This window comes from Knoellia sp. p5-6-4 (assembly GCF_029222705.1).
In the GTDB taxonomy this organism is placed as follows: domain Bacteria; phylum Actinomycetota; class Actinomycetes; order Actinomycetales; family Dermatophilaceae; genus Pedococcus_A.
Genome location: NZ_JARGZF010000001.1, coordinates 577,424 through 599,749, shown reverse-complemented (window position 1 = coordinate 599,749; position 22,326 = coordinate 577,424). Strand labels below are relative to the sequence as shown.

At 71.2% G+C, this 22,326-nt stretch carries 16 protein-coding genes; 13 read left to right on the top strand and 3 right to left on the bottom strand.

Features of this window, described 5'->3' with window-relative positions:
* Positions 1 to 42: 42 nt before the first annotated feature.
* The 7 genes from rbfA (at position 43) to P2F65_RS02800 (ending at position 7,721) form a co-directional block, all read left to right on the top strand.
* A complete protein-coding gene (rbfA, locus tag P2F65_RS02830) occupies positions 43 to 531 on the top strand; it encodes a 30S ribosome-binding factor RbfA (protein WP_275803944.1) in 489 nt (162 codons plus the stop codon).
* Positions 518 to 1,432, top strand: a complete 915-nt coding sequence (gene truB, locus P2F65_RS02825) for a tRNA pseudouridine(55) synthase TruB (RefSeq protein ID WP_275803942.1) — start codon at positions 518 to 520, stop codon at positions 1,430 to 1,432. The genes rbfA and truB overlap by 14 nt, the downstream gene beginning before the upstream one ends.
* 10 nt (positions 1,433 to 1,442) lie before the next feature.
* Positions 1,443 to 2,420, top strand: coding sequence for a bifunctional riboflavin kinase/FAD synthetase (locus P2F65_RS02820; RefSeq protein ID WP_275803940.1), 978 nt, complete (start codon positions 1,443 to 1,445; stop codon positions 2,418 to 2,420).
* 26 nt (positions 2,421 to 2,446) lie between these two features.
* A complete protein-coding gene (gene rodA / locus P2F65_RS02815) occupies positions 2,447 to 3,547 on the top strand; it encodes a rod shape-determining protein RodA (protein ID WP_275807233.1) in 1,101 nt (366 codons plus the stop codon).
* 115 nt (positions 3,548 to 3,662) lie between these two features.
* Positions 3,663 to 5,522, top strand: coding sequence for a long-chain fatty acid--CoA ligase (locus tag P2F65_RS02810; RefSeq protein WP_275803938.1), 1,860 nt, complete (start codon positions 3,663 to 3,665; stop codon positions 5,520 to 5,522).
* Positions 5,523 to 5,697: 175 nt separating this feature from the next.
* Positions 5,698 to 7,203, top strand: coding sequence for an AlkA N-terminal domain-containing protein (locus P2F65_RS02805; protein ID WP_275803936.1), 1,506 nt, complete (start codon positions 5,698 to 5,700; stop codon positions 7,201 to 7,203).
* Positions 7,200 to 7,721 (top strand): methylated-DNA--[protein]-cysteine S-methyltransferase, encoded by a 522-nt coding sequence (locus P2F65_RS02800; RefSeq protein WP_275803935.1) that lies wholly within the window; start codon positions 7,200 to 7,202, stop codon positions 7,719 to 7,721. The genes P2F65_RS02805 and P2F65_RS02800 overlap by 4 nt, the downstream gene beginning before the upstream one ends.
* Positions 7,722 to 8,079: 358 nt before the next feature.
* Here P2F65_RS02800 and P2F65_RS02795 read toward each other — a convergent pair whose 3' ends face one another.
* Positions 8,080 to 8,658, bottom strand: coding sequence for a methyltransferase domain-containing protein (locus tag P2F65_RS02795; RefSeq protein WP_275803933.1), 579 nt, complete (start codon positions 8,656 to 8,658; stop codon positions 8,080 to 8,082).
* A 72-nt stretch (positions 8,659 to 8,730) separates the two neighbouring features.
* Here P2F65_RS02795 and P2F65_RS02790 point away from each other — a divergent pair, with 72 nt between their 5' ends.
* Entirely contained in the window at positions 8,731 to 10,731 is a 2,001-nt protein-coding gene (locus tag P2F65_RS02790; RefSeq protein ID WP_275803931.1) for a TIGR03960 family B12-binding radical SAM protein, read from the top strand.
* Positions 10,732 to 10,808: 77 nt separating this feature from the next.
* Here P2F65_RS02790 and P2F65_RS02785 read toward each other — a convergent pair whose 3' ends face one another.
* On the bottom strand, positions 10,809 to 13,226 hold the full coding sequence (locus tag P2F65_RS02785; protein ID WP_275803929.1) for a SpoIIE family protein phosphatase: 2,418 nt from the start codon (positions 13,224 to 13,226) through the stop codon (positions 10,809 to 10,811).
* A gap of 221 nt (positions 13,227 to 13,447) precedes the next feature.
* Between P2F65_RS02785 and P2F65_RS02780 the strand changes: the two genes are divergently transcribed.
* From P2F65_RS02780 to P2F65_RS02760, 5 genes are all read left to right on the top strand, one after another.
* Positions 13,448 to 19,114: a HAMP domain-containing protein gene (locus P2F65_RS02780; RefSeq protein ID WP_275803928.1), complete on the top strand. Its 5,667-nt coding sequence runs from the start codon at positions 13,448 to 13,450 to the stop codon at positions 19,112 to 19,114.
* Positions 19,111 to 19,767: a response regulator gene (locus tag P2F65_RS02775; RefSeq protein ID WP_275807230.1), complete on the top strand. Its 657-nt coding sequence runs from the start codon at positions 19,111 to 19,113 to the stop codon at positions 19,765 to 19,767. The genes P2F65_RS02780 and P2F65_RS02775 overlap by 4 nt, the downstream gene beginning before the upstream one ends.
* Before the next feature lie 129 nt (positions 19,768 to 19,896).
* Complete coding sequence (locus tag P2F65_RS02770) at positions 19,897 to 20,373, top strand: GNAT family N-acetyltransferase (protein ID WP_275803926.1); 477 nt, start codon at positions 19,897 to 19,899, stop codon at positions 20,371 to 20,373.
* Entirely contained in the window at positions 20,370 to 21,188 is an 819-nt protein-coding gene (locus tag P2F65_RS02765) for a DUF817 domain-containing protein (protein ID WP_275803924.1), read from the top strand. The genes P2F65_RS02770 and P2F65_RS02765 overlap by 4 nt, the downstream gene beginning before the upstream one ends.
* The gene (locus P2F65_RS02760) at positions 21,185 to 21,628 is read left to right on the top strand and encodes a nuclear transport factor 2 family protein (RefSeq protein WP_275803922.1); all 444 of its coding nucleotides are present in this window, start codon (positions 21,185 to 21,187) and stop codon (positions 21,626 to 21,628) included. The genes P2F65_RS02765 and P2F65_RS02760 overlap by 4 nt, the downstream gene beginning before the upstream one ends.
* Positions 21,629 to 21,683: 55 nt before the next feature.
* Here P2F65_RS02760 and P2F65_RS02755 read toward each other — a convergent pair whose 3' ends face one another.
* Entirely contained in the window at positions 21,684 to 22,292 is a 609-nt protein-coding gene (locus P2F65_RS02755) for a hypothetical protein (RefSeq protein ID WP_275803920.1), read from the bottom strand.
* Positions 22,293 to 22,326: the final 34 nt, after the last annotated feature.

Here is a 22,326-nt window from a genome sequence, read left to right as displayed (position 1 = left end):
CGCCACGGCGCCGCGCGACCCGGACCCACACGAGGAGTAGCCATGGCTGACGCAGGACGCGCCCGCAAGATCGCCGACCGCATCAAGGTCCTCATCGCGGCGAACGTCGAGCGGATCGTCAAGGACCCCGACCTCGGCTTCGTCACCATCACCGACGTGCGGGTCACCAACGACCTCCAGCACGCCTCCGTCTTCTACACGGTGTTCGGCGACGAGGCGCAGCGCGCGAAGACCGCCGCCCTGCTGGAGAAGAACAAGGGACGGCTCCGCTCCTTCGTGGGCGGCCAGATCAGCATCCGGCTGACCCCGACCCTGGAGTTCTTCGCCGACGCCATCCCGGAGACCGCGGCCCACCTCGAGGACCTCCTGCGGGAGGCCAAGGAGCGCGACGCGGCCGTGGCCGCGGCTGCCGCCGAGGCGAAGTATGCCGGCGACGCCGACCCCTACAAGAAGCCCTCCGAGGAGGGCGACGTCGACGACACCGTGTGGGACACCGCCGACCTCGACGGCGACGCGGATGCCCGTCGCTGACGGCCTCCTCGTCGTCGACAAGCCCGCCGGCTGGACCAGCCACGACGTCGTCGGCCGGGCCCGGCGGCTCTGCGGCACCCGCCGCGTCGGGCATGCCGGCACGCTCGACCCGATGGCGACCGGCGTGCTCGTGCTGGGGGTCAACAAGGCCACCCGGCTGCTGACCTTCCTCGTCGGCTGCGACAAGACCTACACCGCCACCATCCGGCTCGGCCAGAGCACCATCACCGACGACGCGGAGGGCGAGGTCACTGCATCGACCCCGGCCGACCGCGTCACCGCCGGTGCGCTGCGGGGCGCCGTGCTCGCCCTCACCGGCGACATCGAGCAGGTGCCGAGCGCCGTGAGCGCCATCAAGGTCAAGGGCGAGCGGTCCTACGCCCGCGTCCGCGCCGGCGAGGACGTCGAGCTGGCCGCCCGTCCGGTGACGGTCCACCGCTTCGACGTGCTCGAGACCCGTCGGGCCGAGGCCGACGGCGTGCCGGTGCTCGACGTCGACGTCGAGGTGGAGGTGTCCTCGGGTACCTACGTGCGGGCCCTCGCCCGCGACCTCGGGGCCGCGCTCGGGGTGGGCGGCCACCTCACCGCGCTGCGGCGCACCCGCGTCGGCTCCTTCACCCTCGAGCAGGCCCACACCCTCGACGAGCTTGCGGCCGCGGCCGAGCGCGACGAGGTGCCGCTGCTGCCGCTCGCCGACGCCGCCCGGGGCGGGTTCACAGCCCGCGAGCTGAGCGAGACCGAGGCCCGCGCGGTGGGCTACGGGCAGCGCATCGCCTCGGCGCCGCCCGGGCGCCGGGAGCCGGTCGCGGCCTTCGGGCCGGACGGCACGTTGGTGGCGATGCTGGACGAGACCGGGCTGAAAGCCCGGGCGCTCGTCGTGTTCGCCCCCGCGGGTTCGTAGAGTGTCCCCCGTGCACCGCTGGACCGACCCCACCCAGACCCCCGAGTCGCTGCGCCCCTGCGTCGCGACGTTCGGAAACTTCGACGGGGTCCACCGGGGCCACCGGGCCGTGCTCGGGCGCCTGCTCGAGGAGGGGGCCCGGCTGGGCCTGCCGTCGGTCGCAGTCACGTTCGACCCGCACCCTGCCGCGCTGTTCCACCGTGAGCAGGGGCTGCCCCTGATCACTCCCGACTCGCTGCGCGACGACCTCCTCGCCGACATCGGCCTCGACGGCCTGCTGGTGCTGGAGTTCACCCACGAGTTCGCCGACCAGACCGCCGAGGACTACGTCCGCCACACCTTCGTCGAGGCGCTCCAGGCCAGGGCGCTCGTGGTCGGGCAGGACACGCGCGGGTTCGGCAGGGGCTACACCGGCGACGTCGACCTGTTGCGCGAGCTGGGGGAGAGGCACGGCTTCGAGGTCGTGGTCGTCAGCGACCAGGGCGACCTCGGCGACGCGGGCCACCACCGCTGGTCCTCCACCGGAGTGCGCGAGCACCTCGCCGCCGGCCGGGTGGCCGCCGCGGCCGACGTGCTCGGCCGGCCCCACCAGGTCGTCGGCACCGTGGTGCACGGCGCCCACCGCGGGCGCGACCTCGGTTACCCGACGGCGAACCTCGACCAGGACGCCCTCGGCATGGTGCCGGCCGACGGGGTGTATGCCGGGTGGCTGACCCGGCTGGACCTGCCCGCCGGAGACGTCGAGCGCACCCTGCCCGCCGCCATCTCGGTCGGCACGAACCCCACCTTCGACGGCACCATCCGCACCGTCGAGGCGTACGTCCTCGACCGCGACGACCTCGACCTCTACGACGAGCGGGTCTCGGTCGAGTTCGTCGAACACATCAGGCCGACGCTGCGCTTCGACTCCGTCGACGAGCTGCTCACGGCCATGGCAGGGGACGTCGAGCGGTGCCGCCAGGTGCTGACCACCGTCGTCCCGTCCTGAGCCGCCCCCGGGGGCCACGGCCGGCGCTGCCCGGCACCTGGGCGCGCAGCGACTGGGGCCTGGTCATCGGAGCGCTGGGGCTCTCCCTCGTCGGCGCCCTGCTGGTGTGGTCGGCGACGCACAACGACGCCGGCACGGCATACCTGACCAGGCACCTGCTCAACACGGCGCTCGGGGTGGCGCTCGCGGCGGCGGTGACCCGCACCGGCCACCAGCTGTTGCGCGCGGTGGCGCCCGTGCTCTACCTCCTGTCGGTGCTCGGGCTCGTCCTGGTGCTCACGCCGCTGGGGTCGACGGTCAACGGCTCCCGCTCGTGGATCCTGCTGCCGGGCGGGTTCTCCGTGCAGCCCTCCGAGCTCGCCAAGGCGGCGCTGTGCCTGGGGCTGGCGATCATCCTCGGCGAGCGGCTCGACCGCGGCGCCGCGCCCGACGGCCGCGACGTCGCGGTGGCGTGGGCGGTCGCGGCCGTGCCCATCGGGCTGGTCATGCTGCAGCCCGACCTGGGCTCGGCGCTGGTGCTCGGGGCCCTGGCCTTCGGCGTGGTTGCCCTGAGCGGGGCACCGAAACGGGGCCTGGCCCTCGTGCTGGGGCTCGTGGTGGCCGGGGTGGTGGCCGCGCTCACGACCCCGCTATTGAGCGACTACCAGCGCGACCGGCTCACCGCCTTCGCCGACCCGCAGGCCGACCCGCAGGGCATCGGCTACCAGACCCGGCAGGTGCGCATCGCCATCGGCTCCGGCGGCTGGCAGGGGCAGGGCCTCTTCGAGGGCCGGCAGACGCAGGGCGGGTTCATCCCCTACCAGCAGACCGACTTCGTCTTCTCGGTGGCGGGGGAGGAGCTCGGGTTCGTCGGCGCCGCCGGCCTGCTCCTGCTCCTCGGGTTCGTCGTCATCCGCTCGGTGGTGGTCGCCGCGCGGGCCCGCGACGCCTTTGGGCGCCTCATGGCGCTCGGCGTGGCCACCTGGTTCACGTTCCAGGTGTTCGAGAACGTCGGGATGAACCTCGGCCTCATGCCCGTGACCGGGCTGCCCCTGCCGTTCGTGTCCTACGGAGGGTCCTCGATGTTCGCCTGCTGGCTGGCCGTCGGGCTGGTCAACAACGTGCACCTGTCCAGCCTGCGGCGCTGAGGCGAACGCCCGGCGCGTCGTGCTCGGGAATCACAACGATTCGCACGAATCACCCCCGGTGTCAGGGTGTGCGTGGCACTATCCGGGCAACGGAACCCCCAACGTGAGGATGGCGATGACGCTGCACTACCGGACCCCTGCCGACGAGCCCGTCGACCGGAGCCTGATCGAGAAGAGGGCGACCAGCGTGGCGCACCTGTTCCGGAGCCGGGTGGAGGCCAGCGCCAACGACGTGGCGTACTCGTTCCCGCGTGGCGACGCCTGGGTGCCGGTGACGTGGAAGGAGGCCCGCGAGCAGGCCTACCGGCTGGCCGCCGGCCTCATCGCCCTCGGCGTGGGTCCGGAGGCCCGCGTGTCGATCGCCTCCACGACGCGCTACGAGTGGGCCATCTGCGACCTGGCGATCATGTGCGCCGGCGCGGCCACCACGACGATCTACCCGACGACCATCCCCGGCGACGTCTCCTACATCCTGTCCAACTCGGACAGCCGCGTCGTCTTCGCCGAGGACGACGCCCAGATCGCCAAGCTGCGCGAGGTCCGCCACGAGATCCCGCACGTGACGCGGGTCGTCACCTACGACGGCACCCCCGACGGCGACTGGGTCATCACCCTCGACGAGCTCGACCAGATGGGCGCCGAGCTGCTCGCCACCGACTCCGGTGCCGTCGACGAGCGCATCGACGCCCTCACCCCGGAGCGGCTGGCCACGATCATCTACACCTCGGGCACCACCGGTCGCCCGAAGGGCGTTCGGCTGACCCACGACGCGTGGACCTACGAGGGCGCGGCGGTCGACTCGATCGGCATCCTCAGCAAGGACGACCTGCAGTTCCTCTGGCTGCCGCTGTCGCACGTGCTCGGCAAGATCCTGCTGACCATCCCGATGCAGATCGGCTTCCCGACCGCGATCGACGGCCGGGTCGACAAGATCGTGGAGAACCTCGGCGCCGTGAAGCCGACCTTCATGGGAGCCCCGCCCCGCATCTTCGAGAAGGCCAAGGGCCGGATCTCGATGATGATGCAGGAGGAGGGCGGCATCAAGTACCGCCTCTTCCAGTGGGCCGAGGGTGTGGGGGACAGGGCCGCCGCGCTGCGCTCCCAGGGCAGGGAGCCGTCGGGCCTGCTCGGGCTGCAGTACTCGCTGGCCGACAAGCTGGTCCTGCACAAGGTGCGCGAGCGCTTCGGTGGACGGGTCCGCTTCTTCGTCTCCGGTTCGGCGGCCCTCGACCCCGCGATCGCCAAGTGGTTCGACGCGTTCGGGATCCTCATCCTCGAGGGCTACGGACTGACCGAGACGAGCGCGTTCTCGTTCGTCAACCGCCCCAACGCCTACCAGCACGGCACCGTGGGCTGGCCGGCGCCGGGCACCGAGGTCAAGATCGCCGAGGACGGCGAGGTCCTGGTGCGTGGTCCGGGCGTCATGGAGGGCTACCACAACGCCCAGGACCAGACGGCCGAGACCATGGACGTCCAGGGCTGGCTGCACACCGGTGACATCGGCGAGGTTGACGAGCGCGGCTTCCTCAAGATCACTGACCGCAAGAAGGACATGTTCAAGACCTCGGGCGGCAAGTACGTCGCGCCGTCGCGGATCGAGTCGACCTTCAAGGGCATGTGCCCCTACGTCAGCCAGATGCTCGTGCACGGCGCCGACCGTCACTTCGTCTCGGCGCTGGTCACCCTCGACCCCGATGCGATGCAGGGTTGGGCGGCCGCCAACAACATGGCCGGCAAGTCCTACAGCGAGGTCGTCACGTCGCAGCGCTGCCGCGACATGGTCCAGGCCTACATCGACGAGCTCAACATGACGCTCAACCGGTGGGAGCAGATCAAGAAGTTCACCATCCTCGACAGGGACTTCTCGGTCGAGGAGGGCGAGATCACGCCGAGCATGAAGTTGCGCCGCAAGGTGGTCAACGAGCGCTACCGCGGCCAGCTCGACGCGCACTACGCGGACACGCCCGTGAAGTGACGTCCGCTCCACGGCTGACCGCGCGAGCGCCCCGCTGCCCCTCCGGGCGGCGGGGCGCTCGCGCGTGGTCGGGGCGGCGCCCGCGCGAGCGCGGGACGCGCCGGGTCGCCGGCGGGGTGAGGACGGTGTCGGATTCCTGCCAGTGGCCGTCGGCGCAGCCCGGCAGACTGGGCCCATGCACGAGGACCACGAGGCCTGCGTCCGCGCCGTCCAGGCCAAGGACGCCCGGTTCGACGGGTGGTTCTTCACCGCCGTGGTGACGACCGGCATCTACTGCCGCCCGAGCTGCCCGGTGGTGCCGCCCAAGCCGCAGAACATGAGGTTCTACCCCAGCGCGGCCGCAGCCCAGCGGGGAGGCTTCCGCGCCTGCAAGCGCTGCCGCCCCGACGCGGCGCCCGGCTCGCCGCAGTGGTCCACCCGTGCCGACGTGACCGCCCGCGCGATGCGGCTCGTCGCCGACGGGGTGGTCGACCGCGAGGGCGTGGCCGGACTCGCGCGGCACCTCGGCTACAGCACCCGCCAGCTCGAGCGGCTGCTCACCGCCGAGGTGGGGGCCGGCCCGCTGGCGCTCGCCCGCGCCCAGCGCGCCCAGACCGCCCGGGTGCTCGTGGAGTCGACCGACCTGCCCATGAGCGAGGTCGCCTTCGCCGCCGGCTTCGGAAGCCTGCGCTCCTTCAACGCGACGGTCCGGGAGGTCTTCGCGCTGACGCCCACGGCCTTGCGGCAGCGTGCGGAACCCGTTGTCGCCGATGAGCGCACCCAGACCGCCACCGAACCGGCCTGGCACCACGTGGCGCTGCGCCTGCCGTTCCGGGCGCCGCTGCTGCCGGACAGCCTGTTCGGGCACCTCGTCGAGACGCGGGTGCCCGGCGTGGAGGAGTGGCGTGCCGGCTCCTACCGCCGCACCCTGCTGCTGCCCCGCGGGCCGGGGGTGGTCGCCCTGGCGCCGGCCGGCGACCACGTCGCGGCGCGTGTGTGGCTCGCCGACCTGCGCGACCTCTCCAGCGCCGTGGCCCGCTGCCGGGCGCTGCTCGATCTCGACGCCGACCCGGCGGCGGTCGACGACCACCTCACCGGTGACCCCCACCTCGCACCACTCGTCTCCCGCGCGCCCGGCCGCCGGGTGCCTCGCACGGTCGACGCCGACGAGCTCGCCCTGCGCGTCGTCCTCGGGCAGCAGGTGTCGACGGCGGCCGCCCGCACGCTCGCGGCCAGGCTGGCGGCCGCCCTCGGCCCTGCGGTCAGCGACCCCGAGGGTGCGCTGACGCACTGCTTCCCGTCTCCCGAGGTGGTTGCCGAGCTCGACCCGGACACCCTTGCCATGCCGCGCAGCCGCGCAGCCACGCTGGTCGGGCTCGCGGCGGCCCTCGCGTCGGGCGCCGTCAGGTTGGGCCCCGGCGAGGACTGGGGGAGTGCCAAGGCCGCTCTCGCCGCGCAGCCGGGCGTCGGCCCGTGGACCGTCGAGATGGTGGCCATGCGCGGGCTCGGAGACCCGGACGCCTTCCCGGCCACCGACCTCGGGGTCAGGCAGGCTCTGGCGTCCCTCGGCGTCCGGGACGCCGCCGCCCTCGGCCAAGCCCGACGGCAGTGGCGGCCGTGGGGCGCGTATGCCGTGCAGCACCTATGGGGGATGGCGGACCACGCGGTGAACCGGCTCCCGGCCGAGGGCTCGGCAGCATGAACGCGCAGGGTCTCGGCCGCCGACACCTCGTGCTGGAGCCGACCCCCGTCGGCCCGCTCACCCTCGTGGCAGAGGGCGAGGGGCTCGTCGCCGTCTGGATGGAGGACCAGCGCCACCACCCCGGGGAGCTGACCTACGGCGTGTGCGCCGCCACGGACGACCCGGTGCTCGCTCGCGCCGCGGCGCAGCTCGAGGAGTACTTCGCCGGCGAGCGCACGGAGTTCGACCTGCCCCTCGCCGCCCAGGGCACCGAGTTCCAGCGGCGGGTGTGGGCGGAGCTGGTGACGATCCCGTACGGCGAGACGGCGACCTACGGTGAGCTGGCCCGGCGCCTGGGCAACCCCACCGGCTCCCGAGCCGTCGGTCTCGCCAACGGGCGCAACCCCCTCGGCATCGTGGTGCCCTGTCACCGGGTCGTCGGCACCAGTGGCGACCTCACCGGCTACGGCGGCGGCCTGCCGCGCAAGCGCCTGCTGCTCGACCTCGAGGCGCGGGTGGCCGGTCGCCGTCTGTTCTAGGTGTGCGGGGCTCGGTCAGGGGGCTGGACAAGGGCTGGGCATGCCTGCGGCCCCGCCGGTGTCGGCGGGGTGTGGGGCGGGGTCACGCTGGCTCCCGCGCGGCGCGCCTCGCGAGGAGCTCGTCGTAGGAGCCTCGGGTGAGATCCCACTCGAGCCCGGCGCTCCGCCAGGCTGATACGCGGCTGGTTCCCCTCCATGACCACAAAGGTAGAGCCGACCACCGACAGCCGGACCCAGCTCGACGATGACGGGAACGTCTGTCGCACAACCGTTTTCGCGGCATACCTCATCCCTCGCGGCAACCCGGGAGGCGGACCCTTGTGGATGATGTGACGGCGCCCGGCTCACTGTGGACGACTTAGCCGCCGTCCTGCACCAGGGGCACGAACCGGTAGTACCCGCCGCGCTCCACCTCAGGGCTGCCGGCCGCGGCGCGCACCCGCAGCATCCGGCCCCCCACCGGGATGACCATCACCCCGCCGGGCACCAGCTGGGCCACGAGCTCGTCGGGTAGGTGGTCGGGCTCGGCGGAGACGAGGATGCGGTCGAACGGCCCCTCCGACGGGGCACCGAGCATGCCGGGCGTGGCCCGCTCGACCCGAGCCCACGGCATACCGGCCCCGGCCAGGTTGGCCGCACCCATCTCCACCAGCGCCGGCACCCGCTCGACGCCCAGGACGGACCCCGTGGGGCCGGTCAGGTGCGCGAGGATCGCCGTGGTCCAGCCCGAGCCGGAGCCGACGTCGAGCACCCGGTGCCCCTCGTGCACGTCGAGCAGCTCGAGCATGGCCCGCACCGTGCTCGGCTGCGAGTTTGTCTGCCCGTGGCCGATCGGAAGGGCCATGTCGGCCGGTGCGAAGAAGCGCTGCGCCCTCGGCAGGTAGCGGGCCCGCGGCACCGCCCGCATGGCCTCCCGCACCCGTTCCGCGGCCTCCACTTCGCCAGTATGCCGCCGGGCCGAGGTCCGCGGATTCGGGCTGGGGGGCGGCCCCGGTTTACCCTTGAGCCCATGTCTGGCATGTCCGTCTTCCCTGCCCTCGAGCCGCTGCTCGAGCAGGTCAGCAAGCCCATCCAGTACGTCGGCGGTGAGCTCAACTCGACCGTCAAGGACTGGAACTGCGGTGGGTTCGGCCCCGCGGGCGACGACCTGACGGTGCGGTGGGCGCTGATGTACCCGGACGCCTACGAGGTCGGCGTGCCCAACCAGGGCGTCATGATCCTCTACGAAGTCCTCAACGAGCGCGAGGATGCCCTCGCCGAGCGCACGTATGCCGTGTGGCCCGACCTCGAGCGCCTCATGCGTGAGTCCGCTGTGCCGCAGTTCACGGTCGACGCACACCGGTCGGTGCGCGACTTCGACCTCTTCGGGGTCTCGTTCTCCACCGAGCTCGGCTACACCAACATGCTCACGGCGCTCGACCTCGCCGGCATCCCGCTCCACTCGGTCGACCGCACCGACGACGACCCGGTCGTGATCGCCGGTGGCCACGCCGCGTTCAACCCCGAGCCGATCGCCGACTTCATCGACGCCGCCATCGTCGGCGACGGTGAGCAGGCGGTGCTGACCGTGACCGACCTCGTCTCGGAGTGGAAGGCCCAGGGCCGGCCGGGGGGCCGCCGCGAGCTGCTGCTGCGCCTGGCCCGCACCGGCGGCGTCTACGTGCCGGCGCTCTACGACGTCGACTACCTGCCGGACGGCCGCATCAAGCGCGTGGCGCCGAAGCAGGACGCGTCGGGTGTGCCGTGGCGGGTCGCCAAGCACACTGTCATGGACCTCGACGAGTGGCCCTACCCGAAGCAGCCGCTGGTGCCGCTCGCCGAGTCGGTGCACGAGCGCATGTCGGTCGAGATCTTCCGCGGCTGCACCCGCGGCTGCCGCTTCTGCCAGGCCGGCATGATCACCCGGCCGGTGCGCGAGCGCTCCATCACCGGCATCGGCGAAATGGTCGAGCGCGGGCTGTCGGCGACAGGCTTCGAGGAGGTCGGCCTCCTCTCGCTGAGCTCGGCCGACCACAGCGAGATCGCCGACATCACCAAGGGCCTCGCCGACCGCTACGAGGGCACCGAGACCGGCCTGTCGCTGCCGTCGACCCGGGTCGACGCGTTCAACATCGACCTTGCGAACGAGCTCACCCGCAACGGCCGCCGATCCGGCCTGACCTTCGCGCCCGAGGGCGGCAGTGAGCGCATCCGCAAGGTCATCAACAAGATGGTGACCGAGGAGGACCTCATCAACACCGTCGCGGCGGCCTACGGCGCGGGGTGGCGACAGGTGAAGCTCTACTTCATGTGTGGGCTGCCGACCGAGACCGACGAGGACGTGCTGCAGATCGCCGAGCTCGCAAAGCGGGTCATCGAGACCGGCCGGCAGGTCAGCGGTCGGCGCGACATCCGGTGCACCGTCTCCATCGGCGGCTTCGTGCCCAAGCCGCACACGCCCTTCCAGTGGTGCGGCCAGCTCGGCGCCGAGGAGACCGACGCCCGGCTCGAGAAGCTGCGCGACGCGATCCGCTCCGACAAGCGCTACGGCTCCTCGATCGGGTTCCGCTACCACGACGGCAAGCCCGGCATCGTCGAGGGGCTGCTCTCGCGCGGTGACCGCAGGGTCGGCCGGGTCATCGAGGCGGTCTGGCGCGACGGCGGCCGGTTCGACGGCTGGAGCGAGCACTTCTCCTACGAGCGCTGGATGCGCTGCGCCGAGGAGGCCCTGGCCGACCTGCCGGTCGACGTCGCCTGGTACACCACGCGCGAGCGCGGCGAGACCGAGGTGCTGCCCTGGGACCACATCGACTCCGGCCTCGACAAGGAGTGGCTCTGGGACGACTGGCAGGACGCCCTCGACGAGACCGAGGTCGACGACTGCCGCTGGACCCCGTGCTTCGACTGCGGCGTCTGCCCGCAGATGGGCACCGAGATCGAGATCGGCCCGACCGGCAAGAAGCTGCTGCCCCTGACCGTGCTCGGCTCCGGCCGCGAGCAGATGCTCGAGAACGCCGGACACTCCCACTGACCCGGCCAGGTCCTGCTCGCAGGTCGGGGCGTTCCCGCGCACAGTGACGCGCGGGAACACCCCGAACACGGCGTCCGTCAGTCCCCGACCCTGACGACGAAAATGGCCATGTCGTCCTGTGGCGGCTCCGCGGTGAAGTCGAGGACCAGCTGGCGGATCCTCTCGGCCACCGCCTGAGCAGGCAGGTGAGCGGCACGGCTCAGCTCGGTGCTGAGCCCCTTCTCACCGACCATGTGGTCGTTCCGGCGTCTCTCCAGCACGCCGTCGGTGACCACGACGAGGACCTCACCCCGTTCGAACACGTGCTGCTCGGCCTCGTACTCCACCTGGTCGAGAACCCCCAGCAAGGGCTGCGGCCGGCCGATCTGGGTGACCCCCCCGCCGTTCCGCACGACGAACGGTGGGGGGTGGCCGGCGTTCACGACGTTCGCCCTCAGCCGTCGCCCATCGAGATGGAGCGTCCCGCACACCAGGGTCAGGAACCGCGACCTCGAGCCCTCGGCGAGGATCGCGGCGTTCAGCCGCTCGAGGACGGCCGGAACCGGGAAGCCGGCCTGGGCCAGAGCCCGGATGGTGTGCCGCGCCAAGCCGGTGACGGCCGCGGCCTCCGCCCCCTTTCCACACACGTCGCCGACGACGAAGCACCACGTGCCGCCGCCGACCGCGAAGAGGTCGTAGAAGTCGCCGCCGGCGGAGGCGCCCTCTCCTGCGGCCTCGTAGACCACGCCCACGTCGAGCCCCGGCGGAACGTCCATCGACGAGGGCAACAGGCTCTGCTGGAGCGCCTGGCCGACGGCAAGCAGGGCGCCGTGCGCCCTTGCGTTGTCGATCGCCAGGGCCGCCCTGCGCGCGATGGACTCGGCGACGAGGAACGTCTCGCTGCGCAGCGGGTTGTCCTTCGGGCGGCCAAGGGTCAGGAAACCGATCTGCCGCCCCCGGGCGACCATGCGGATAACGGTGAGCGACTGGCCCAGGAGCATGTCGACCGAGTCTCCGAGCTGGTCGGGGCTGGTGTCCTCGAGCGCTGCGAGGAGTGGCTCGACGAGCTGCTCGTCGGCGTGCCAGACGTGTTCCAGCACCGGGTTCCCCCGCTCGTCGTCGAGGTACACGGCGCACCAGCTCGCAAGGCGGGGCACAACGATCTGTCCGGTGATCGCCATGGTCATGGACTGGTCGAGCGATCCTGCGAGCAGGTCCCCCGCCTCAGCGATGAAGCTGAGCCAACCGCGCCGCTCACGTTCCGACCTCTGGAGTCGCGCACGGTCCGCAGCCACGGCTATCGAGTCGGCGAAACGCTGCAGCTCGACCGCCTGGTCGTCGGCGAAGGAGTCCGCGCGTTCGGCGGCCGCCCCCAACGCCCCGATGACCCTGCCCTCGATGACGACGGGCACGACGAGCAGCGATCCCAGACCGGTTCCCTGCAACAGCGGCACCTCCAGGTCGGAGAGGTCGGTCACCACCACCGGCAGGTGCGGCGTGCGCGGGTCGGGGACGCCTGCCGAGCCGGCTTCCAGCCGCGTGCCGCGAAGGGCATCCGGCAGGCCGCTGACGGCCTTGACCTCGAACTCGTCGTCGAAGTCCCGCACCAGCAGGAGGTAGGACGCATCCGCCGAGATCGGGTCCCTCACCCGCTCCACGGCCAGGGAGAGGTAGTCATCGATGCCCAGGCGCTGCAGCACGTCCTCCCTGATGCCCAGCGGATCGGCCCGGGTACGGGACGCCCGGGCGGCGGCCACCGGGTGCTCGAGCAGGTCGCGCCGGCTCGCTGGTACGAGCAACGCCACCGATCCCCGGCCGCGGCCGGCAGGGACGTGGGAGGCGAAGACCGCTGCGGGCACACCGTCCTTGCACACCACCGCGTAGGTGCCCTGCCACGGCGCGGCCGCCGCCGGTGTGGTGAGCTCGCGCGGCGGCCGGTCCCCGGGAAGGGAGTCGACCATCTCCTCGAAGGTCCTCCCGATCACCTCTTCGGGGGTCCAGCCGAACATCGCGGTCGCATCGGGGTTCCACGCCGTGACGACGCCGTGACCGGACATCTCGACGGCCGCGACGCGGAGAGGCTCCTGCGTCGTCCCCGCCGCGCTGGACTCGGGCCGCGCCGATGCCATGTCGCGGGAGCACAGCGCCCACACGCTCTTGGAGGTGCCGGTGTACTCGACCCCCCAGGCCGAGGCCAGCGCCGACGTGATCAACAGCCCGCGGCCGCCCTCGGCGTCGGTCGGCTCCTGGGCCCCCAGCGGCAGCGACCGTGAAGGATGACGGTCCTCCACCTCGAGCCGGAGGACCTGGGCGTCGAGCCTGAGCCGGAGGAGGGCTGTCGTCCCCGCGTGGACGATCGCGTTGGTGACCAGCTCGCTGACGAGGAGGGTGGCGTTGTCGACCAGGTCCCCGGCGCCCCATTCCTCCAAAGTCTGTCGGGCGAAGAGCCGTGCCTGCGACACCGAGCGCGCGTCCGCGGCGAAAGTGTGGTGGGCGCGCATCGGCTGGGTGGGCATGAGCTCTCGCGGGAAGGTATGGGCAGGCTCTCGTCATGGTGACAGACTTGCCCGCATCGTTGCACCGAGGCCGAAACTGGAGGCGCGCGATGCCCATGAGCCCGACTGTGACAAAGGGTGCGAAAGGAACGACCGGCGGCACGGAAGGGCATTCCGAGCCCCGCCGGAACGGCGACATCGACCCAGCGGAGCTCAGGCCCGTCCTTGCCGCGCTGACGGCCATGCGCGACGGCAACTTCCGCAAGCGGCTGCCGGAGGGCGGCGAAGGCATCGTTGCCGAGATCGCTGCCGTCTTCAACGAGATCGCCGACCGGGAGCAGCACCTGGCGAGCGAGCTGACTCGGGTCGCGCGCGTCGTGGGGCGTGAGGGTCAGTACGGCGAGCGAATCCAGCCCGGCGACGGAGAGGGCGCGTGGGCGAAGTCCATCGAAGCGGCCAACAGCCTCGTTGCAGACCTGGTCCGTCCCACGGGAGAGTTCGCCCGGGTCGTCGCGGCGGTGTCCGAAGGTGACCTCACCCAGCGGATGGACATCCGCCTCGACGGACAACCCCTCCGCGGTGAGCCGCTCCGGGCGGCCAAGAGCGTCAACGGTCTGGTGAACCAGCTGTCCTCCATCGCCGACGAGATCACTCGCGTCACCCGCGAGGTCGGCACCGAGGGCAAGCTGGGTGGGCAGGCGCGTGTGCGCAACGCCGACGGCAGCTGGCGCGGGCTGATCGACGCGGTGAACACGATGTCGTCCCGGCTCACTGCCCAGGTCCGCGACATCGCCCTGGTGACCACGGCTGTCGCGAACGGCGACCTTTCACAGACCGTCACGGTCGAGGTGTCGGGGGAGATGTCCCAGCTCAAGGACACCGTCGACCGGATGGTCGACCAGCTCTCCTCCTTCGCGGCCGAGGTGACTCGAGTGGCCCGGGAGGTCGGTACGGAGGGACGGCTCGGTGGCCAGGCGGATGTGCGGGGGGTGTCGGGCACGTGGAAGGACCTCACGGACTCCGTGAACACCATGGCCTCGAACCTGACCAGCCAGGTGCGCGGCATCTCGTCCGTCGCCCAGGCCGTGGCCCAGGGGGACCTCAGCCAGCAGATCACCGTCACGGCCCGCGGTGAGGTGGCGGAGCTGGCGGACACGCTGAACTCCATGACCGCGACACTGCAGACCTTCGCCGACGAGGTGACCCGGGTCGCCCGCGAGGTGGGCACCGAGGGGATCCTCGGCGGCCAGGCGGACGTGCCGGGCGTCGCGGGTCGGTGGAAGGACCTCACCGAGTCGGTGAACTACATGGCGAACAACCTGACGGCGCAGGTCCGCGACATCGCCCAGGTGACGACATCGGTGGCACGAGGCGACCTCAGCAGGAAGATCACGGTCGACGTGAAGGGCGAGCTCGCCGAGCTCAAGAGCACCGTGAACACGATGGTCGACCAGCTGTCCTCCTTCGCGGACCAGGTGACCCGGGTGGCGCGCGAGGTCGGCAGCGACGGCATCCTCGGCGGACAGGCCGACGTCCCCGGCGTCGCCGGGACGTGGAAGGACCTGACCGACTCGGTGAACTCCATGGCGAGCAACCTGACCAACCAGGTGCGCAACATCGCGCAGGTGACGACCGCCGTCGCCCGAGGGGACCTGAGCCAGAAGATCACCGTCGACGTGCGCGGCGAGCTCGCTGAGCTGAAGGGGACCGTCAACACGATGGTCGACCAGCTGTCGTCGTTCGCCGACGAGGTGACCCGCGTCGCCCGTGAGGTCGGTGGGGAGGGCCGGCTCGGCGGTCAGGCTGCCGTGCCCGGCGTGTCCGGGACCTGGCGAGACCTCACCGACTCGGTGAACTTCATGGCGGGCACGCTCACCGCCCAGGTGCGCAACATCGCCGAGGTGACCACCGCCGTCGCCCGTGGCGACCTCACGCGCACCATCACGGTCGAGGCTCGGGGCGAGATCCTCGAGCTGAAGGACACCGTGAACACCATGGTGGACCAGCTGTCGTCGTTCGCCGACGAGGTCACGAGGGTGGCCCGCGAGGTCGGCACGGAGGGCCGGTTGGGCGGCCAGGCGGACGTCCACGACGTCTCCGGGACGTGGAAGGACCTGACCGAGAACGTCAACATGATGGCGGCGAACCTGACCTCCCAGGTGCGCAACATCGCTGAGGTGACGACCGCGGTGGCCAGTGGTGACCTCACCCGCAAGATCACCGTCGACGCCCGAGGCGAGATCCTCGAGCTCAAGAGCACCGTGAACACCATGGTGGACCAGCTGTCGTCGTTCGCCGACGAGGTGACCCGCGTGGCGCGGGAGGTCGGCACCGAGGGCATGCTCGGCGGACAGGCACGGGTCCCCGGCGTGGCCGGGACCTGGCGCGACCTGACCGTCTCGGTGAACTCGATGGCGAGCAACCTGACGAACCAGGTGCGCAGCATCGCAGCGGTCTCCACTGCGGTCGCGCGGGGCGACCTCAGCCAGAAGATCTCCATCGAGGCGCGCGGTGAGGTGGCTGCGCTCGCCGGCACCATCAACGCCATGGTGGACACGCTGCGCGCGTTCGCCGACGAGGTGACCCGGGTGGCGCGGGAGGTCGGCACCGAGGGCATCCTCGGCGGCCAGGCCCACGTCCGCGGTGTCGCCGGCACCTGGAAGGACCTGACCGACTCGGTGAACTCCATGGCGGGCAACCTGACGAGCCAGGTGCGCAGCATCGCGCTCGTCACCACTGCCGTCGCCCACGGCGACCTGACCCAGAAGACGTACGTCGACGCGCGCGGCGAGATCCTCGAGCTGAAGACGACGGTCAACCGCATGGTCGACCAGCTGTCCTCGTTCGCCGACGAGGTGACCCGGGTGGCCCGCGAGGTCGGCACCGAGGGCAAGCTCGGTGGTCAGGCGGAGGTCGCCGACGTCTCGGGCACATGGCGCAAGCTCACCGAGAACGTGAACCAGCTCGCCGGAACGCTCACCACACAGCTGCGGGCGATCGCCGAGGTCTCCACGGCAGTGACCCAGGGTGACCTGAGCCAGGAGATCACCGTCGAGGCGCAAGGTGAGGTCGCCGAGCTCAAGGACAACCTCAACCAGATGATCGACAACCTGCGTGAGACCACGCGGGCGAACCAGGAGCAGGACTGGCTCAAGACCAACCTCGCCCGGTTCACGGGACACATGCAGGGCGGGCGCGACCTGCTCGACGTCACCCAGCTCATCGTGACCGAGCTGACCCCGCTGGTCGGGGCCACCGAGGGCTCGTTCTTCCTGACCGAACAGGGTGCCGACGGTGCCGAGTCGCTGCGACGGATCGCCTCGTACGGCTACCGTCCCCGCGCTGGGGTGCCCGACACCTTCGGCTTCGGTGAGGGGCTCGTCGGGCAGTCGGCCCTCGGACGCGAGCCCATCCTCGTGACCGACGTGCCCAGTGACTACATCCGGATCTCGTCCGGTCTGGGCGAAGCCTCCCCGCTCACGATCATCATCCTGCCAGTGGTGTTCGAGGAGCAGGTGCTCGGTGTCGTGGAGCTGGCGTCGTTCGTGCCGTTCAGCGTGGTGCACATCCAGTTCCTCGAGCAGCTGATGGAGATCATCGGCGTCTCCCTCAACGCCATCATCGCCAGCTCCCGTACCCAGGCACTCCTGGTCGAGTCGCAGCGGCTCGCGGCAGAGCTGCAGAACAAGTCGGGGGAGCTGCAGACCCAGCAGCGCGAGCTGCAGCAGAGCAACGCCGAGCTCGAGGAGAAGGCGAGCCTGCTGGCCCAGCAGAACCGGGCGATCGAGATCAAGAACCTGGAGATCGAGGACGCCCGCCGCGCCCTCGAGGACCGTGCGGAGCAGCTGGCGCTGTCGTCGCGCTACAAGTCCGAGTTCCTCGCCAACATGTCGCACGAGCTGCGCACGCCCCTCAACTCACTGCTGATCCTGGCGAAGCTGTTGTCCGACAACGCGGACGGAAACCTGAACCGCCGCCAGGTGGAGTTCGCCCAGACGATCCACAGCGCGGGCACGGACCTCCTGCAGCTGATCAACGACATCCTGGACCTGTCCAAGGTGGAGGCCGGGAAGATGGACGTCCACCCCTCCGATGTCGCGCTCTCGGGGGTCGTGGAGTACGTCGAGGCCACATTCCGGCCCTTGACCGCGGAGAAGGACCTGCGCTTCTCGGTGACGGTCTCCGACGACCTGCCCCGGACGCTGCACTCCGACCAGCACCGGCTCCAGCAGGTGTTGCGCAACCTGCTGTCGAACGCCGTGAAGTTCACGACCTCCGGCGAGGTGAGGCTGGACATCCGGAACTCCACCGAGGAGCGCTTCACGACCCCCTCACTCACCGTGGCGCCCCAGGTGGTGGCCTTCGCGGTCAGCGACACGGGCCTCGGCATCGCGCCCGAGCAGCTGCGGACCATCTTCGAGGCCTTCCAGCAGGCGGACGGCACGATCAGCAGGAAGTTCGGCGGCACAGGCCTCGGCCTGTCGATCAGCCGGGAGATCGCCCGGCTGATCGGCGGCGAGATCCACGTGGAGAGCGAGCCGGGTCGGGGCAGCACGTTCACGCTCTACCTGCCGATCCGGTTCGCCGCCGGCCACCAGTCGTCGGCGAACGAGGCGGGACCGGTGCAGCTCGAGCAGGCGGCGGAGGCCGTCCCCGCGAGGACCGGGCCCGTGGAGCTGGTCCAGGAGAGCGTGGAGGACGACGGGGCCGACATCCGGCCCGACGACCGCGTGCTCCTGGTCGCACTCTCCGACGTGGACCTGTGCCGGGCTGGGGTGGAGATCGGCCGGCAGCAGGGCTTCAAGGTCATGGCGACCACCCGGGCCGACGACGCGCTCGTCCTTGCCCACCAGCGCCGGCCCGAGGCCATGATCATCGGCATGGACATGGTCGCCCACGACGGGATGTCCCTCCTCAACGGCCTCAAGAGGTTCTCCGAGACCCGTCACATCCCCACGGTGGCCGCACACTCGGCCAAGGCAGGCCAGGACGCCCACCAGGGCCGTCTGGCCGGCGCGCTCGACGTGATCGAGGAACCGGTCACCCGCGCGGAGATCGAGTCAGCCCTCGAGCGGCTCGCCTCGTTCGTGGCGAGGGAGACGCGGTCGCTTCTGGTCGTGACGGGCGACCCCGCCGGCCAGAGCGCCGCCGCCGCCGAGCAGTTCGGCGCCATGGAGGACGTCGAGGTAGAGGTGGTGGGAACCTCGGCGGCTGCCGCGGAGGCCCTGGACGCCCGCCCCTGCGACTGCGTCGTGGTGGACCTCGGGATGGCCGAGGGGGGCGGGTTCGACGTCCTCAAGCGGATCAGGGCGCGCAAGGCGCTGCGCGGCACACCGGTGGTCGTCACCGGTGCCGCCGACCTCAGCCCACGCGAGGCGACCCGACTGCGGCAGTACGTCGACGCCATGACCATCACCACCCCGCCGTCGCTGGAGCGCCTCGTCGACCAGATCGCCCTGTTCCTGCACCGGGCCGACGTCGAGCTGCCACCCGACCTCAGGCGCTCCCTCGAGCGGGTGCGGGACGGCGAGCAGGTCTTCGTCGGCAAGCGCATCCTCATCGTGGACGACGACGTGCGGAACGTGTTCGCACTCGCGAGCGCCCTCGAGCAGCACGGCATCGACGTCATCTACGCCGACAACGGGGAGTCCGGACTCGACGCCCTGCGCCGGGAGCCCGACATCGACCTGGTGCTGATGGATGTGATGATGCCGGGGATGGACGGTTACACCGCGATGCGGGAGATCCGCAAGATGCCCACGTTCCGGGACCTCCCCGTGATCGCCCTGACCGCGAAGGCCATGCCGGGGGATCGGGACAACAGCCTGACCGCCGGCGCGTCCGACTACGTCACCAAACCCGTGGATGTCGAGCAGCTGCTCACGGTGTTCAGGTCGTGGCTGTCATGACGGAGCGGGCGAAGATCCTGATGGTCGACGACCGACCGGAGAACCTCCTGGCGCTGGAGGCCATCCTCGGGTCGCTCGACCAGGTGCTGGTCCGCGCGGGCTCGGGCGAGGAGGCGCTGAGGGCGCTGCTCAAGGACGATTTCGCGCTGATCCTCCTCGACGCCCAGATGCCGGGCATGGACGGCTTCGAGACGGCGACCCGGATCAAGCGGCGAAGCCGCACCAAGGACGTCCCGATCATCTTCCTGACCGCGCTGGAGAAGGACCAGAACAGCTCCTACCGCGGCTACGCCTCGGGGGGAGCCGACTACATCTCCAAGCCCTTCGACCCCTGGATCCTCCGTGCCAAGGTCCAGGTGTTCGTCGACCTGTGGACGGCGAGCCGTCGCCTGGCAGCCCAGGCCGCGTTCCTTCGCCAGCAGGTCGACTCGCAGCCCGACGAGGTCGACGTGATCGCGGTCCTGAGGGAGCGGGTCGTCGGGGTCGCGGAGGCGGTCGACCAGCTCGCCGAGCAGGCCGGCCACTCGGGTGACCCCCTGGTGACGGGATCCGTGCAACGCGTGCAGCGCCGGGTGGACGAGCTTGCCGACGCGCTCGCGGTCCTCGACTCGGGCGCAGGGGTGGCGGGTCTCACCCGTCGCGAGTTCGGCTGACCGCAGTCCGTCCTTCCCGGTCCGTGGGCAGCAGGAGACAGGCGGCGGCGCAGTGCCCCTGCTCCGTGCCTGCAGGCCTCCGTGTGGCTCGACGACGACCGCATGCGGGAGGCTCTAGGGTGGCTGGCCATGGACGGGGAGCGGGCTGCCTACCGCGTCGTCGAGGCGGGCGAGGGGGACTTCGGCGACCTGACCCGGATGCGGCTCGCGTGGTCAGCAGAGCACGGGTTGCGTGCCACCGACGCTGCCCGCGATGAGTTCACGGACCGCATGCAGCAGTGGTGGGACCAGCAGTCGGGCCACCGCCGGGCATGGGTGGTCCGGGACGCCGCAGGGGCGTCCGTGGGCATGGCCAACCTCGCGGTGTTCACGCGTATGCCGCGGCCGGGAGTGCCCGACGTGCACTGGGCGTACGTGGCCAACGTCTGGGTGGACCCTGCCCACCGACGGCGAGGGGTGGGGCGCCTGCTCATGGAGGGCGTCGTCGACTGGGCCCGGGAGGCGCGGATGCTGCGGATCGTGCTCAACCCGAGCGAGGTGTCCCTACCGCTCTACCATGGGCTGGGCTTCGCCCCGGCGGACAACCTGCTGCGGCTCGACCTGTGACCCGCCACCGGGTGGGGCACGGAGTCGCCCAGCTGCTGCGGTTCGCGTGGCTCGAGGCCCGCGCGTGCGCGTTCGCGGTCGTCATCTTCGCCGGGTTGGCCCTCTCGACCGTGGTGCCGCTGCCGATCGCGCGCTACGACGCCCTGCTCGTCTACGGCGTCGTCGCGACCCTGGCCTTCTGGGCGCTGCGGCTGGAGACGGGGCGTGAGGTGCTCGGCACGCTGGCCTTCCACCTGGTCGGCCTGGTGTTCGAGATGCTGAAGGTGCGGCTCGGCTCGTGGGCCTACCCGGAGGACGCGCTCACGAAGGTCGCGGGGGTCCCGCTCTACAGCGGCTTCATGTATGCCGCGGTCGGCTCCTACATCGCGCGGGCCTGGCGGCTGATGGACCTGGGGCTGACCCGCTACCGGCCGTGGCCGACCGCCGCGCTGGCCGTGGCGATCTACGCCAACTTCCTGACCCACCACTTCCTTCCCGACGCGCGCGTCGTGCTGGCCGTGCTGCTGCTCGCCGCCACGTGGCGCACCTGGGTCCACTACACCGTGGGGCCCAGCCGCTACCGGATGCCGCTGGCCCTGTCGTTCGTGCTCATCGGCTTCTTCCTGTGGCTGGCCGAGAACATCTCCACGGTCTTCGAGGCCTACCGGTACCCGGACCAGGCCGACGGCTGGTCCATGGTCCACGTCGGCAAGTTCGGGTCGTGGGCCCTGCTCGTGGTGGTCTCCTTCGTGCTCGTCGCGAACTGGAAGACCTCGCACCTGCGTGACGAAACCCGCCGCCACGCCGAACCGACCGTCGATATCGTGGAGAGGTGAGCAGGACCCCGGGCAGGAGACCTGAAGCGGCCGTGCGTGCCTACCTCGACGTCGTCGCCGACCTGGCCTCGACCCGGGACGACCTGCTCGCGGTGCTCCACCCCGACGTGGTCTTCGTCGAGCACCCGAGCCCCATGTCACCCCACGGCCGCACCCACGGTCGTGACGGCATGGTGGCCGGCTTCCTCGCCGGCAAGGACCTGCTCTCCGAGCAGCAGATCGACGTGCAGGGCGTGCTCGTCGAGGGGGACCGGGTGGCGGTGCAGTCGACCTGGACCGGCGTGGTGCGCCACGACGCCGGTGCGCTGGCCGCCGGCACGCGCCTGACCGCCCACCTGGCCGGCTTCTTCACGGTGCGCGATGGGCTCGTCTCCCGACACGAGACCTACGACTGCTATGAGCCCTTCCCGGCGCCACCGCAGGGCCCGCGCCACCGCTGACGCCGATGTGTGCCGGGTGGCCAGGACGCGGTGACCACCCGGCACACGGCGGTGGTCAGCCCCTGCGGCTGGCGAACCAGGGGTGGTGGAGGTCCTTGTAGGAGACGTCCTGCATCATCGACATCTCCTCCTCGTAGTCCCGACGCACCTCCTCGGGCATCTGCTTGCGCTCGCCGTCGCGGGCCTCGGCCTCGGAGCGGAACGCCACCGTCTCGGTGAACCAGCCGTCCGGCTGCATCGCGAGGGTGCCGCCGATGATCTCCGGGCGCTGCTCGTGGAGGGTGTCCATCGGCTGCTCCATCCTGTGGCGGAACCGCTCGGGGTCGCTCACGCGTCCCTGGATGACCTGCACGAAGCCGGCATCGTCGGACCCGCCCTGCATCCAGATGGTCGCGTCGTCGCAGTCGTGGAAGGTCACGTCGCCGTCGAAGCACTCCTGCATCTTCTGCCACCACTCGCCCTGCTCGGGTCTGGCCGAGTTGCGCATCGCGGCATCCTTGGACTCGAAGCGCACCACCCCGACGAACTCGCCCTCGTCCGTGACGCCGTAGGTGCCGCCCAGCCAGCCCTCCGCCGTCGGACCCAGCCTCTCGCGCCACTCGTCGGTCAGGCGGTGCAGCCGCTCCTCGTCGCGGCACTTTCCCTGGATGATCTGGATGAACACGTCCGCCCTCCTGTCCTGGCAGGGCCGCTTCCCT